Raw genomic sequence first — 14,540 nt, 5'->3', positions numbered from 1 at the left:
TTGTACCGCCTCCAAATGTCTGAAAATTTACTATAAAGATAATAAATTTTTCCGCAAATTTAATATATAGTTAGACTAACGTCTTTAAATCAATTTTCAGACATTATTATGTTCTAAAAAGAAGCATATATAAATATTTTGATTCAAAATGACCATAAAAGATTTATTATAATCCTTTTATTGTTTTAAAAACGTATTAGAGATATTTGTCATGAAGATAAATCAATATAAGCATTCAGTTACTTATTTAAGAAAATAAAGCCATAGTAAATGGTATTTACATAAAAGGGAACATTTGAATATGTATTTACATTACATTACTCCCCTCAATTAAATAAAGCATTATAATAGGCTATTTTTTCCAAAAAAAGGCATAATATTGCTATTTTTCATAATTAAGGCGTGTTTAAACTAAATTGTATTCCAATCACAGACATTTGCATTATGAGTCCTGAGTTTAAACTATTAAACATAGAGTAAACTTAATTTAAAAAGATATATATAAATAAAAGCCATTTTTACCCATATTTTAAATCTAAAAACAAGAATACATGCCATAAATACATATTACTTAAAATCAGCGCTTTTTATGTTAATTTATAAAAGGATTTGTAAAAGATTTGTATATAATTTACACCTAATTTTGAAAAACTTATTTAAATACTGGTTATTAAAAAAATGGCTGTCAGTTAAGTATTATAAAATTTCAGACAGGAGTATTGAATCATGAATTATTTAGGATTAATTATAAAAAATCCATTCAGAAATAAAACAAGAACCTCCCTTGCAATTGTGGGTATTGCAATTGGGATTGCAACTATTGTAGCACTGGGCCTTGTCACCAGTGGTCTTCAGGCATCCACACAAAGCACCCTTAAAGCAGGGGCTGCTGAAATTACAGTAACACATACTGGTTCTAACGAATTTGGATCAACATCAGGCAGTATAAATGAAAGCCGTGTGACAGATATCCAAAATATAAGCGGCGTTAAAGAAACCGCAGGTATTTTAAGGGCTACAGCCAATATAGAAGGCAGTTCAGGCAATGGCCTTTCCATAAGCGGTATAGACAGCAGTAAACTAAATCTCATGGGAGTAGACAGTGTAAATGGGACGATCTACTCAAATGGAAGTACAAACGAGATCATACTAGGTAAAACAGCTGCTGAAGATCTTAACAAGTCAGTTGGAGATAATATCACCATATTTAATAAAAACTTTAAAATTACAGGAATATACGAGACAGGTAGTTTCATACAGGATGCAGGAGCATTTATGTCTTTAAATGCACTCCAGAATTTAACCAGCAATGATGGTAAAATCAGTACCATTGCAGTTAAAGTAACTGAAGATGCCAATGTTACAGATGTAAGTCAGCACATTGAAGATACTTATCCTAACGAATTATCAACAGTAACAGCAGCAGATCAGGCAGGCAGAATAAATGACGCATTGGGGGCCATTAACACAGCCACATGGGCAATTTCACTCCTTGCAATAGTTATAGGTGGAGTTGGAGTTATCAATACCATGATAATGTCAGTATACGAGAGAACACGTGAAATTGGAGTTCTAAAAGCTGTAGGATGGAGAGGCAGGAGAATACTCGGTATGATACTGGGTGAATCAATTGTACTTACCATCATGGCAGCTATAGTCGGCACTATTATAGGCGTAGTAGGCGTTGAAGTCCTTCTATCATATTCTGCAACATTTGGAACCATGATTAAACCAGTATTCTCGCTTGATCTGTTCTTAAGAGCATTTGGAATTGCATTCCTTGTAGGAATCATTGGAGGAATCTACCCAGCTTACAGAGCAAGCAGACTAGCACCAACGGAGGCACTGCGCTATGAATAATGAAAACATTATTGAGATTAAAGGCCTCAAAAAAAGCTATGATAAAGGCAAAATAAAAGCTTTAAATGGAATAGACCTTGAAATTAGAAAAGGAGAATTTGTTTCCATTATAGGGCCGTCAGGTTCCGGAAAATCAACTCTACTTAACATGATCGGGGCACTTGATACTGCTGGTGAAGGCAGCGTCGAAGTAGCAGGTATTGACCTGACCAAAACCAAGGATCTAAGTAAATTTAGATCACAAGAAATTGGCTTTGTGTTCCAGCTCCATAACCTGATTCCAAATCTAACAGTGCTTGAAAATGTCCAGATACCCATGATCGGGACTTCCATTTCGGGTAAAGACATGGAAAAAAGAGCTTTAAAACTTTTAAAATCAGTAGATCTTGAAGACAGGATCGATCAAAGACCAACCAAACTATCAGGCGGTGAAAGGCAACGTGTAGCTATAGCAAGGGCATTAGTTAACAATCCCTCTATTATTTTGGCGGATGAACCAACAGGAGCTTTAGATTCTAAAACAGGAGATATTATTTTAGATCTTCTTAAAGATCTACATAAAAAGGAAAATGTAACTCTTGTTATGGTAACACACGAGCCATACGTTGCAAATATGGCCGACAGGATCATTACAGTGCGTGACGGTAAAATTTTAGAGGAGAAAACGAACAATATAACTTAAACTTTAAAGAGTGGGCGGGAACATCTCCAATGTATCAAAATTGAAGCATTCGAAAATCTATGATTTTTTGAACAGCGAAATTGAAAATTTCGCATGCTTCAAATATATGATTTTTGATAGATTTTGGTACCATAACCTCCTTTCTTCTTACGGCGGGATTCTCTTTAAAGATTAAATTACTCATACATAGTGGCTTTAAATCAAATGAAATACAAAACAGTATAAACACATTTATAGGAGATAAAATGGACTTAATAACACATTTTTTAGTACCTTACATCATTCTAGCAGCAATTGGTAGTAAGAATAAACTTGCAGGAGCCTTTGGCGGTATTTCACTTGATTTTGACACTATTTTTGTTACATGGATTGGATTGTTATCTCCCCAACTTTTCATTTTTGCACACAGGGGAATTACACACTCTTTTGTATTTGCACTCGTAACATCTACCCTCTTTTTGTATGTGTTATCAAGAAAGCAGATAAATGGATTTATCAGCAGTATTATAAAGCGTGATATATCCGTTGAATTTACAAAAACTACCATTGCACTTGCATATTTTGGGGCACTTATACATTTATTCCTCGATTTCCTAACAACAAAAGGCATTCCACTATTTTATCCCCTTTCAATTACCAGGTATGCTGCAGAAATATACCCTGCAGTTGACATGATAATAACCATTCTGGCAGTGGTTACACTACTTGTGATTTACCTGAAAGTAAATCAAAAGTATAAAAAAGTTACCATGGCAGTTTTTATGATTGTTTTAGTATCATTTGGATGTATAATGGCTTATGAGAAATCAAATGCAATTAGTGCCGAGACTCTAACTTTAAACTCAAGCTACAATCATTTATCCACTTATCCAACCCAGGACATGTTTATGTGGGACGTTGTAAAAAGCAATTCACAAAACAGCAGTTACATAGTATCAAAGTACAACACCCTGCAAAATCAGGAATCAAATATCAGGACATATAATACCCCTTCAATTAAAAATGGACCTTATATATCCGCACAAAATGCCATTAATACCGCGAATAACCTTCCAGTTGTTGAAAGATTTAAATGGAACTCATATTATGCCTTAATCAACGCAACATACAGTTCAGGAGAATGGAAAATAACTTACTATGATATCCTGAATTCATGGACTGGAAACAATATAACAGTTACAGTACCTACTTAATGGAGCTAACATGACAATAGAATTATTAGGATATAGAGCAGCGGAAATTGGAGCCATATGCGTAGAATTTTTAAATATGGGCCTTTTATCCGGGTTAATTTATCTTTATATCAAAAGTTACAGGCAGATAAAAATTGGGTTTACAATTGGCCTTATGTTATTTGCCTCATTCCTGTTACTTAGAAGTATCTTTGCCGTTGCTCTTTTAATTTTAGATAGTGATATGATTTCCGGCAATCACGAATTTTTAAGCAGCATTATAGAGTTCATAGCACTTGCCATACTCCTAAAAGTTACATGGGATTATTAATCCATTTTGATTTAAAATAAAAAAAATTTGTAATTTTAAAATCAGTTATTTTCTACAAATTACATACGTCCTGAAAAAAATTCAGATTTTATTGGATATAAAAAGTTGAGAAGCTAATTTATTAGTTTTGTTTTGCATAAATAGATATCATTAACTCCAGAGTGATTAAGGTGAATTTATGAAAATTATAGGATTTTTAAAGGATAATCATAAAAAAACAGGGTTATTAAAAGGCAATAATATAACAGAACTTTCGTGCTCAACCATAGAAGCAATTAACTCCAGAAACATCGGAAAGTTCCAAAAAGATACTAACTATGAAGTTGAAGAAGTGAATATATTGCCCCCAGTCTCACCCTCTAAAATTGTGTGCGTTGGCTTGAATTACAGGGACCATGCAGCTGAACTCAATATGGACCTTCCAGAAGAACCCATAATATTTATAAAACCCCCAACATCAGTAGTTGGGCATTTAGATGACATAATCTATCCTGCCTCAAGCAGTCAAGTTGATTTTGAAGGTGAACTTGGCATTGTCCTATCTAAAGAAGCAAGAAATGTGAAATCAGAAGATGCTGCAGATTATATAGGAGGATATACTGCATTAAACGATGTAACAGCAAGAGATTTACAGAGAAAAGACGGCCAGTGGACAAGGGCAAAAAGCTTTGACACATTTTGTCCCATCGGGCCATGTATTGAAACTGATTTAGATCCAATGAATCAAAATATTTCACTTAAACTCAATGGAGAATTTAAACAAAAATCAAACACTGAAAACATGATATTTAATGTTTATGAACTCGTTGAATTCATATCCGATATAATGACTCTTAAAACTGGTGATGTAATTGCAACAGGAACTCCTCCGGGTGTTGGTCCCATGAATACTGGAGATACTGTTGAAGTCGCAATTGAGGGAATTGGAATGCTTAAAAATTTTATAAAAAAGGGTTAAAAAAATAGTAAATTTATGCTTAAAATTCGTTTAAGCAGTTTTAATTAATTATTTTTTCCCAGTTAATTCTTCAACTTCGTTTTTACCTTTTGCGAGCTCTTTGACCTGTTCTTCATCCATTCTTAAAAGCATGGTCTGGAATTCTCCAACATGGGTTTTTTCTTCTTGAGCCACATCTGTAAGAACCGCCTTAAGATCTTCATTGTCAGTCATGTCTGCCATCTGCTCATAAAGGTTAATAGCATCCAGTTCTGCCATTATAGCTACTCTTAGAAGTTCTTGGTCTAGGTTTTGATTTTCTCTTTTTATTTTATTAATATCTATAGGTACTTTAGAAAACATTCTTTTACTCCCTTAAGATACAATTTAAATTAGATTGCTCATGGATCGAATATTATGTGTTATTCTCATAAACTGTTGATTAAATCAACTAAAATTTTGTACATATTGTCATGAGCTTCAAAATTCCATTATTTAATATGGATCTAATATTTTTTATATTTTATCATTTTTCAAATTTAAAGTGTAAAATCTGTTTAAATGCAAATTAATGACATATTAAATTTAATTTGCTCAAAAAAAGTAATAATATTTGACAAAATCAGATTTAAATGAATCAATCATGCCAATGTAACGAAAATAAGAATTAAATTTGAAAGTCACTATAATAAACCACTATGAAATTTTTCAGCACTTCAAACCCAAAAATTATTTCTCTATTTCGCATTTGACACTTTTTCATCATTTGAAGGGATTAAAAAAGTTAAACCCATTGTTATCAATGATAACACTGCTAGAATAACAAAAACAATCTGAAAACTTCCAGTAATGTCCAGAATTTGTCCAGTCATACTTGGCCCAATTACCGCACCGATATAACCAATTGCTACAACAACACCGCCAGCGACCCCTGCATGCTTTTTTGGCATGATTTCTACAGGTAAACTGAGCAATGTGTTAAAACGTAAGATGTTTATAACTCCCGCAATTGCCATTATAAAGCAGATGGCCAGTTCAGAGGCATATAATATCCATATTGCAAGGAAAGCAAATATCAAACTGGGCACCCATATAAGCAGTCTTTTTGATATATTGCCCCTTGAAAACAGCATGGGTATCAATATTACAGTCGGGACACCTACCCACAGCATAACTGATGTTAACAACCCAGTAAGGCCCAAACTAACTCCTTTTTGCAGTAGGTAAGTTGGAAGCCATCCAGACCATGTATAAAAGAATATATTATGGAGCAAAAGTATAAAAGCCAGAAGCCATAGCGTTTTATCTTTTAATACATCCTTTAGCCCTACAGATCCTGTTTGTTCAGATTCAATTTCGGCACTTGGACAAGGTGGTTCACGTACCGCGACCCACCACAAAATTGTTGCAATTACGAGCGGTACACTCCACACATAAAAAACACCCTGATAGCTGTTAGTTAACGGATAGATCAATGGAACTGTAATGGCCAGAGCTGTCCCAATACCTGCAAGTAGTCCGAAGCCCGTGATAAATCCCATGACAGAACTTGTCTGCTGGCTGGAACTGCATGATCGAGCGAGTTTTGGTAGGTTTGCAAATGTACATCCCATTCCAAGCCCAAAAATGAGCGAAAATATGAGTAACCCAGAATAGGTTGATGCTGTTCCCCTAAGCACAGCGCCAATACATGCAACAATGGCACCAATCCCAATTGCCCTTTTTAAACCTATCCTATCAGCGATAATACCTGCAGGAATTGCCACTATAGCTATCATAAGTATTGGGGCACTGAAAAGTAAACTTGTCTGGAAATGAGAGATATGCAAATTTGCAGATAGTATAGTTCCCATTGGCGGAGTAACAAACAAAAATGCCCAAGTACAGAAATTCAAAACTATTGCAATTATAATAATATTCCAGGGTATTTTATAATTATTATTAAAGTTGCTGTTATCCATTTTATGCATCTCTTAAACAATTTTTATCTGTATTGCGCTTATCCAATTGTAATTTTAACATATTAATATAAAATTAAGCTAGATAATTACAGCTGCACAAACTCTGATGATTATTTCATAATAAGATAAAAAAATGTGGTTTTTATCAAAAATCAATTAAAATTAAAAAAAAGAGTATATCCCTTTGATATTACTCTATATAAATAGCAGGCTTGTAAGGCATTGCATTTTTGAACTTACCCTTTGGATCATAGGTAGGTTTTTCATATACAATCACTTCTGCACCTGCTTCGCTTGATAAGAAGTCCAGTGATTCCTCAATAATGGAACACTCATCAATTTGGCCCACATATTTAATTTTAGTTACTTCTCTTGCCACTTTCTTTGCAAAGTCTGCAATTTCTTTTTTATTATCATGCAGATTTTGTTTTATGGATTCTCCCATTATTCTACCTATATCCGGCCTTCCAATATCTTTTGCAATTTCGAATACCTTCCATTTCCACTCAGGAGCTACATAGATGTGGATTTTATTTGGTTGAGTACCTGTGATTTTCTTTATTTCGTTTATATCACCTGCAAGTCCCTGTACAATTTCCTCGGCCTTCTGAACTTTTTCATCTATTAAGTCCTCATTATATTCAGGCCACTGTGCATTTGATACAAATCCTTCCCCATCAAGTTTGCTCCACAGTTCTTCAGATGTATGAGGTACAAATGGAGACATTAAACGTATCCAACCGCCTAATATGTATGTTAAAACGTTTGAAATTTCTTCTTTTGCCTCTTCATTCTCTAATTCATGTTCTATACGATGGAAGTAATGATCAATATCCTTTTTAAAGATGAATAATAATTCCTGCAGTGCTTTTCTTGTCTGGAATCCTTCAAGGGCCTCTGTTGCATCTTTAATTCTCATATTAAACTGACTTAAAATCCAGTTATTTATGGGCTTTTTAACTTCCCCTAACTCAAAGTCTTTTAAAGATACAGGATATCCTTTAATTTCAGCCACGCGATCTGCAAATTCTGAAAACCATTCTAACCGTCTTTTAGTCCCTTTTACTTCATTTTCTCTCCAGTCGAAGTCTTGCCATGGTTCTGCAGATGCCATTAAAAAGAGCCTTACCACATCTGCTCCGTAGGTCTCTATAGCGTCATTCAAGAGGATTACATTTCCTTTTGATGATGACATCTTGTTTCCTTCAAGAAGACCCATTCCAAAGACTACAATACCATTCGGCCACTTGTATTCAGGGAATATTGCGGAATGGTGGAACATGTGGAATGAAAGGTGGTTTCCAACCAGGTCCTTAGCTGAAAGTCTCCAGTCCAAAGGATACCAGTAATTAAATTCATGCTTGATATCTTCAAAGAGCTGACCTTCTATCTGGCCAGAATACTTCTGGAGGTCTAAAAATACATCGTCAAAGAATGAATCATCAAGATCTTCTGGATCAACATCCTTCATGTACTTTGCAATTGTATAATAAGCCATATAAATAGTAGAATCGCTTAAAGGTTCTATTAACCATTGATTATCCCATGGCATTTTTGTCCCAAGCCCAAACCGTCGGCTGCAGGCCCAATCTTCTAACCATCCAATATAATATTCAAAATTAGCCCTTATTTCTGCAGGGACTATATTTTCTTGAGCAAGGCAGTTATATGTGCTCTGTTTCCACTGTTCATCAGAATATTTAAGGAACCACTGGTCTTCAAGTATCTTAACCACACATTCTGTACCGCACCTGCATACAACAGGTTTTTCTGCAAAGTCATACATTACATCCCCTTTTTTGGCTTCAAGAAGATTTTTTATAACCTCATCCCTTGCAGATGGTACTTTTAAGCCGTCATAATCAGGAATATTTGCCATAACTCCCTTTGCATGTTCCAGTTTATACAGTTCATTTGTGGCGTCAGAAAGTCTTGGATCTTTCTGGTTTTTAACACCGAACTTTTCAATTATTTCTTGAGCAGGGAATTTCCCAAAGCCTTCAAGCTTTACAATGCTGATTGGCTCTATTTTTTCCACTTTATTCCCTATATCATACTCTTCAAGCAGTTCTTCGTTCTCTTTGAGATCTTTAAGTGCTATGTAGTCTGCAGGAGCGTGTGCTGGTACGGAATAAACAACACCAGAACCATATCCAGGATCTACAAATGAAGCAGGGAGTATAATGTGTTCTTCGTCAGTTAGAGGGTTTTTTACATATTGCCCTATTAACCCATTTGCATCAATAGAAGAATCAATGACAGCATCCTTTTTTTGATGGATGATGTTATCAAATGCTTTTTTAGTTATTATCCAGCTTTCGCCGTATAGTTTTACACGGATGTATTCTTCATCTGGATTTAACCATAAATTAGTAGCTCCAAAAAGTGTTTCAGGACGGAATGTTGCAGCTACAAGGTAGTCGTCACCTAACTTGAATTTGACAAGGGTAAGCTCGTTTATTGCAACACCTTCCCCTTCCAGAAGGTCGTGGTCCCCTACAGGGTTCATTTCTTCTGGACAGTATTTTACTGGATGTTTTCCTTTACCAATGTATCCTTTGCTTTTAAGTTTTCTAAACTGCCATTCCACGAATTTTTTGTAATGAGGGTCTGTAGTTCTGAATTCCCTTCTCCAGTCTATTGAGTAACCCATACTCTGCATTACATCGTGGTATTCAGTACTGAAATATTTTACAATATATTCAGGGTCTGTAAATTTATTGAGCTCTTCTTTTGAGACTTTATGGACATTTTCATAGATATTTAATGTCCATGGGTCTTTCCTTTCAATTCTTTTTGCAATACCTATAACTGGAGCACCTGTTACATGCCATGCCATTGGGAAAAGAACATTATAGCCCTGCATTCTTTTAAACCTTGCATACACATCAGGCACTGTGTAAGTTCTTCCATGTCCTATGTGCATTGCTCCGCTTGGATAAGGATATGCTACTGTTAGAAAAATTTTCTCTTTATTATCAGGATTAGATTCAAATAAGTGTGATTCTGCCCATTTTTTCTGCCATTTCTTTTCTATTTCGTTCAAGTAATCACCTAAAAGTAATTAATTCGTATTATTCTGTAATTTTATCTAATTTCACCATCTAAATAATCTAAATACTCTTTAGAACCTTCGATTATCGGAATTGCTAAAATAGCAGGATTTTCATAACTGTGAATTTCTTTTACTCTTTTTATAATATTTTCTATGTTGTTTACCTTAGTTTTTACAATGAGAATAGATTCTGTATCTTCTTCTATTTTCCCTTTCCACCAGTACAAAGACTCAATTGTAGATATTATATTTATACAACCTGCTAATCTTTCTTCAACAATAGTTCTTCCTATTTTCTTAGATTCTTTCTCTCCAGATGTGGTTATATAAACTAAAGCATACATCATTTACCTCTTTTAAATAAAAAAAATTTAAAATAAATTTAATCAATCTCAATAAGGGAAGGTGAGGATAACTTATGTTTTGATGATTCCACCATGTTTTTAACCCTTAAAACTTCATCTTCTTCAATTTTAAGGCGCTCTGCAATATCGGGAATGCTCAAGTTTTCATCGACCATGAGGTACAGTATTTTATCTAAAAGATCATATGTGATTCCAAGCTCATCTTCATCAGTTTGCCCTGTCCACAAACCTGCAGTAGGTGCTTTTTCAATTATATTTTTAGGAACACCAATATATTCAGCTATTTCTTTTACGTGGGTCTTGTAAAGATCACCTATCGGTAAAATATCCACTCCACCATCCCCATATTTTGTAAAATAACCCACTAATAGCTCAGTTTTATTTCCAGTTCCCATAACTAACCTATTCATTGAATTTGAATGGTAGTAAAGAAGCATCATCCTTATTCGTGCTTTTAAATTTCCATTTGCAAGTGCACTGCCGCTGCACTCAGGGCACAATTCTGGGAAAGGTTCAATTAAAGGGTCTATATGTAAATTCTTGTATTTTATTCCTAAATTTTCTGCAACTGCCTTTGCGTCTTCTATATCCTCTTTAGATGTAGTTTCACTTGGAAGTATTAGTCCAAGTATATTATCACTTTTTACTACCCTTGCACAAAGGTAAGCTGCTGTTGAAGAATCGATTCCCCCACTAAGCCCTATAACTAAACCATCGGCTTTTGATTCTTCTAATTTACTTTTTATGAAGCAGCATATTTTTTCTACAGCATTTTGCGCATCTAATTTGGGAAATTTAAATTCTCCTTCCATCTTAATCACAGTTTACATTTTAAAGATTCACTTATCAGTATGTTTATAATTCTTTAAATAAGACTGTTTTTATAGGATATATTTTAAGAGTATCCTTTTTTACAGTATACAAGTTGATATGCCGATATAGTAAAATTATAATCCAGAAATTAGATGGGTTTAAACTTACTTAATAAAAAAAATATTTTAAGAACCCTTTAAAAAAATTAACTTATGTGGGGAAAAATGAAGTTATTACAAGGCTTATACTTAGCCCCATCACGATTACAACTGTAGCCCATGCTATATAATTAAATAATCTTGAATTTACATGTTCCCCCATTATGCGTTTATCATTGATAATTAACAGCATCAATATAAGTAAAAAGGGCAGTAAAATACCGTTTGCAACCTGTGAAAGGTACAGTATAGATAGAAGCGGCACATTTGGAAGCATGATAACTATGACTGCCAGTATTATAAGCCCAAGATATAATCCATGGAATACTGGGGCTTCTCTAAAACTTTTAGAAACACCTGCTTCAAACCCTAAGCTTTCACACACATAGTATGCTGTAGATAACGGTAGGATACTTGCTGCAAATAGGGATGCATTTAAAAATCCAAACGCAAACAGTAAACTTGCATATTGCCCTGCAAGAGGAACAAGTGCAGTTGAAACATCTACAACATCATTAACCTGAATCCCATTGGCATTTATAGTGGCTGCACATGCTATCACTATAAAAAACGCCACGATGTTTACGACTATTGCCCCAAATACTGCGTCTAACTTTGAGTATTTTAGATTCTTTAATGTTATTCCCTTCTCTACAACAGAAGATTGAATGTAAAACATCATCCATGGAGCTATAGTTGTTCCAACCAGTCCTATAATCATGGTAATGTAAGCAGTGTTTAAAGATATCTGAGGCACTACCAGATTATGCGCAGCTAGAGCCCAATCGGGCTGTGAAAGGTATCCTGCTACAATATAAGATAGATAAACTAATGAAGCTAACAAAAATACCTTTTCGACACTTTTATAAGTGCCCTTAACTACTAAAAGCCAGACAAATAATGCAGCTACAGGTAATGCAACGAATTTAGGAACTCCAAATATTCCGCTGCTTACAGCAATACCTGAAAATTCAGCTAAAATATTACCCATATTAGCAGCAAGCAGGGCAATCATCATTACAAATGTAAGTTTTAACCCTACCTTTTCACGTATCAAGTCTGCAAGCCCTTTACCCGATACAATACCCATTCGTACGCCCATTTCCTGAATAATAGCTAAAGCTATAATCATTGGAATAAAAAGCCAGAGCATATCATATCCAAACTGGGAACCCGCCAGTGAATAGGTTGTGATGCCTCCAGCATCGTTGTCAACGTTGGCAGTTATTATTCCAGGACCCATCACTGAAAGAAACACTATTAAACTCAAAATAATAGGGTGTTTAAATACTCTTGTAAAAATTCGAATATCCATTTAAGCCCCCCATTATCTTCCAAACATTCTTGGAACGTGTTTTTTCCATGCAGTAGGCAGTACAATATCTATAGCATCATCAACAGTAACAACACCCTGAATCCTATTTTCGTCTTTAACTACAGGAAGGGCGAGTAAATTATATTTTGCAATTTTTTTCGCCACATCATGCTCTTCCTCCATAACGTCCACTGATATTATGTCTCTATGCATGACTTCTGCAATTTTTTGCTCAGGATCAGCAAGCAGCAGCTCCCTTAAAGACATGACCCCTATTAATGAATTAGAATTAGATAAAATATAGATATAATAAATACTTTCCACTTCTCTGGCCATTTCCCTAAGTGCGTTAAGAGTTTCACGTGCTGTAAGGCCATCTTTAACTGATGCAAATTCTGTGGTCATTATTCCACCAGCAGTGTCTTCCGGATATTTTAAAAGGGATTCCACATCCTTTGCTTCTTCAGGATCCATTAATTCAAGTAATTCCTGCGCCCGGTCGTCTGAAAGTTCACCTATTAAATCAGCTGCATCGTCAGGTGACATCTCTTCAAGGATGTCGGCAGCCCGTTTAGTTTCCATTTCCTCAAAAAGGCTGACCTGCCTTTCAGGAGAAATTTCTTCGAGAGCATCAGCTGCAACTTCATCATCAAGCGAATTTAAGATGGTAATTGAGTCATTGATACTCAGCTGGTCCACAATTTCCGCTATGTCTGCAGGGTGAAGTTTTTTTAAGCTGTATTCCGGCACTTTTAATTTTAAACGAGAGATATCACTTTCAAGTACATCCACATCCATCCAAGATATATAATCTTCTTGAAGGTTTATTTTAAGGCTGCTTGCGATCTTTTCAATGCCAAGGCGCCTTAGTATACCTTTGAAGCTTATATCTACCCCTATAAGTCTGTAGTATCCTCGGGTAGTTGACAATTGGAGATCGTTGATCCTTCTTATTTTTTTACCTTCCAGATCAACAACCTGTTTATCGAGGACGTCTTCTACAAGTTTAATATCCCTTTTTTTAAGCTTATACTCTTTAATATCCTCAAGTTTAACTTTAAGCTTAATCTCTTTGTTTATATGATCCACATCTTCCCATGAAACAAGTATATCTTTTTTACCGGACGTACGTATGCTTACTGCCTCAACCAGCGGGTAAAGTATATTTACTGATACTATAAAGTCTTTGAACTTTCCAATTTTGTTGCCGTCAAGGTCAACTATCGTTTTTTTCATGATTTCACTTAGAAAACGCATCGTACCATCCTCCAATTAAATACTGCGATCACTCCGTCCCTGGGATTATGGGAACCATATCTTCCTTAACACGCTCCATTACAATCATTTCAGTTAAATCTTCAACACCATCAACTGAACGGATCTTGCTGTTTATTAATTTATTGAGCTCTCCAATACCTGGAACCCAAACTTTAATGAGAATATCGTACTCTCCCGATACACTGTATACTTCTGATACCTCCTCAAGCTTTGATAGCTCTTCTTTAACAAATTCATGCTTTTCAGATTCTGTTTGAATTATAATTATGGCAGTTATGCTAAGGCCAATTTTTTGCCAGTCGGGTATCATTGTATAACGCTTTATTACATCTGCCTCCAGCTTTTTAAGCCGGTTGGAGATGGTCGCATCAGGAACATCAATTTCCTTTGACATTTGAGATATTGTAATTCTCGAATTCTTAATTAAGGAACGGAGTATAGCCGTGTCTATATCATCCATTGTTTATCCAACACCTGTTTGGTTATTGCAGATTACTGTATACCAATGATCACTTATAAAGGTTTGGGAAAATTACCAACATTTTTGTAAAAGTTGAGGATTTTTCCAAAAGCATGTGAAATCTTTGGAAATATCAAAAAATATAATAAATTA

General features: G+C 34.9%; 13 protein-coding genes. 5 read left to right on the top strand and 8 right to left on the bottom strand.

What is annotated here, in order from left to right; translation table 11 throughout:
• The first annotated feature begins 726 nt into the window (after window positions 1-726).
• The 5 genes from EJ01_RS04880 to EJ01_RS04860 all read left to right on the top strand — a co-directional run bounded on the left by EJ01_RS04880 (window position 727) and on the right by EJ01_RS04860 (window position 5,003).
• Window positions 727-1,860 (top strand): ABC transporter permease, encoded by a 1,134-nt coding sequence (locus EJ01_RS04880; protein ID WP_048081633.1) that lies wholly within the window; start codon window positions 727-729, stop codon window positions 1,858-1,860.
• The gene (locus EJ01_RS04875; RefSeq protein ID WP_048081634.1) at window positions 1,853-2,542 is read left to right on the top strand and encodes an ABC transporter ATP-binding protein; all 690 of its coding nucleotides are present in this window, start codon (window positions 1,853-1,855) and stop codon (window positions 2,540-2,542) included. The genes EJ01_RS04880 and EJ01_RS04875 overlap by 8 nt, the downstream gene beginning before the upstream one ends.
• Before the next feature lie 245 nt (window positions 2,543-2,787).
• Window positions 2,788-3,735, top strand: a complete 948-nt coding sequence (locus EJ01_RS04870) for a metal-dependent hydrolase (protein ID WP_048081635.1) — start codon at window positions 2,788-2,790, stop codon at window positions 3,733-3,735.
• A gap of 10 nt (window positions 3,736-3,745) precedes the next feature.
• A complete protein-coding gene (locus EJ01_RS04865; protein WP_052375851.1) occupies window positions 3,746-4,045 on the top strand; it encodes a hypothetical protein in 300 nt (99 codons plus the stop codon).
• A 178-nt stretch (window positions 4,046-4,223) separates the two neighbouring features.
• Window positions 4,224-5,003: a fumarylacetoacetate hydrolase family protein gene (locus EJ01_RS04860; protein ID WP_048081636.1), complete on the top strand. Its 780-nt coding sequence runs from the start codon at window positions 4,224-4,226 to the stop codon at window positions 5,001-5,003.
• Between the two features lie 48 nt (window positions 5,004-5,051).
• Here EJ01_RS04860 and EJ01_RS04855 read toward each other — a convergent pair whose 3' ends face one another.
• The 8 genes from EJ01_RS04855 to EJ01_RS04820 all read right to left on the bottom strand — a co-directional run bounded on the left by EJ01_RS04855 (window position 5,052) and on the right by EJ01_RS04820 (window position 14,387).
• Window positions 5,052-5,345, bottom strand: a complete 294-nt coding sequence (locus EJ01_RS04855) for a ferritin family protein (RefSeq protein ID WP_048081637.1) — start codon at window positions 5,343-5,345, stop codon at window positions 5,052-5,054.
• Window positions 5,346-5,719: 374 nt separating this feature from the next.
• Window positions 5,720-6,943, bottom strand: coding sequence for an MFS transporter (locus EJ01_RS04850; RefSeq protein WP_048081638.1), 1,224 nt, complete (start codon window positions 6,941-6,943; stop codon window positions 5,720-5,722).
• Window positions 6,944-7,133: 190 nt separating this feature from the next.
• Window positions 7,134-9,989, bottom strand: coding sequence for a leucine--tRNA ligase (gene leuS, locus EJ01_RS04845; RefSeq protein WP_048081639.1), 2,856 nt, complete (start codon window positions 9,987-9,989; stop codon window positions 7,134-7,136).
• 41 nt (window positions 9,990-10,030) lie between these two features.
• The gene (gene cutA, locus EJ01_RS04840; RefSeq protein WP_331275697.1) at window positions 10,031-10,345 is read right to left on the bottom strand and encodes a divalent-cation tolerance protein CutA; all 315 of its coding nucleotides are present in this window, start codon (window positions 10,343-10,345) and stop codon (window positions 10,031-10,033) included.
• A 35-nt stretch (window positions 10,346-10,380) separates the two neighbouring features.
• A complete protein-coding gene (locus tag EJ01_RS04835; protein ID WP_048081641.1) occupies window positions 10,381-11,175 on the bottom strand; it encodes an NAD+ synthase in 795 nt (264 codons plus the stop codon).
• A gap of 211 nt (window positions 11,176-11,386) precedes the next feature.
• Window positions 11,387-12,649, bottom strand: a complete 1,263-nt coding sequence (locus tag EJ01_RS04830) for an Nramp family divalent metal transporter (protein ID WP_048081642.1) — start codon at window positions 12,647-12,649, stop codon at window positions 11,387-11,389.
• A 12-nt stretch (window positions 12,650-12,661) separates the two neighbouring features.
• A complete protein-coding gene (locus EJ01_RS04825) occupies window positions 12,662-13,885 on the bottom strand; it encodes a magnesium transporter (protein WP_245611150.1) in 1,224 nt (407 codons plus the stop codon).
• 49 nt (window positions 13,886-13,934) lie between these two features.
• Window positions 13,935-14,387, bottom strand: coding sequence for an Lrp/AsnC family transcriptional regulator (locus tag EJ01_RS04820; protein ID WP_048081644.1), 453 nt, complete (start codon window positions 14,385-14,387; stop codon window positions 13,935-13,937).
• Window positions 14,388-14,540 lie beyond the last annotated feature (153 nt).

Source organism: Methanobacterium veterum, assembly GCF_000745485.1.
GTDB lineage: Archaea > Methanobacteriota > Methanobacteria > Methanobacteriales > Methanobacteriaceae > Methanobacterium_D > Methanobacterium_D veterum.
Note: the sequence above shows the minus strand (reverse complement) of the source record. Positions and strands in the feature narration are given on the sequence as shown.

What these genes read in the sequence shown, in the direction of transcription:
- EJ01_RS04820 (WP_048081644.1), bottom strand. Translation starts at nt 14,387, where the DNA reads ATGGATGATATAGACACGGCTATACTCCGTTCCTTAATTAAGAATTCG.
- EJ01_RS04825 (WP_245611150.1), bottom strand. Translation starts at nt 13,885, where the DNA reads ATGAAAAAAACGATAGTTGACCTTGACGGCAACAAAATTGGAAAGTTC.
- EJ01_RS04865 (WP_052375851.1), top strand. Translation starts at nt 3,746, where the DNA reads ATGACAATAGAATTATTAGGATATAGAGCAGCGGAAATTGGAGCCATA.
- cutA (WP_331275697.1), bottom strand. Translation starts at nt 10,345, where the DNA reads ATGATGTATGCTTTAGTTTATATAACCACATCTGGAGAGAAAGAATCT.
- EJ01_RS04850 (WP_048081638.1), bottom strand. Translation starts at nt 6,943, where the DNA reads ATGGATAACAGCAACTTTAATAATAATTATAAAATACCCTGGAATATT.
- EJ01_RS04875 (WP_048081634.1), top strand. Translation starts at nt 1,853, where the DNA reads ATGAATAATGAAAACATTATTGAGATTAAAGGCCTCAAAAAAAGCTAT.
- EJ01_RS04870 (WP_048081635.1), top strand. Translation starts at nt 2,788, where the DNA reads ATGGACTTAATAACACATTTTTTAGTACCTTACATCATTCTAGCAGCA.
- EJ01_RS04830 (WP_048081642.1), bottom strand. Translation starts at nt 12,649, where the DNA reads ATGGATATTCGAATTTTTACAAGAGTATTTAAACACCCTATTATTTTG.
- EJ01_RS04880 (WP_048081633.1), top strand. Translation starts at nt 727, where the DNA reads ATGAATTATTTAGGATTAATTATAAAAAATCCATTCAGAAATAAAACA.
- EJ01_RS04855 (WP_048081637.1), bottom strand. Translation starts at nt 5,345, where the DNA reads ATGTTTTCTAAAGTACCTATAGATATTAATAAAATAAAAAGAGAAAAT.
- EJ01_RS04835 (WP_048081641.1), bottom strand. Translation starts at nt 11,175, where the DNA reads ATGGAAGGAGAATTTAAATTTCCCAAATTAGATGCGCAAAATGCTGTA.
- EJ01_RS04860 (WP_048081636.1), top strand. Translation starts at nt 4,224, where the DNA reads ATGAAAATTATAGGATTTTTAAAGGATAATCATAAAAAAACAGGGTTA.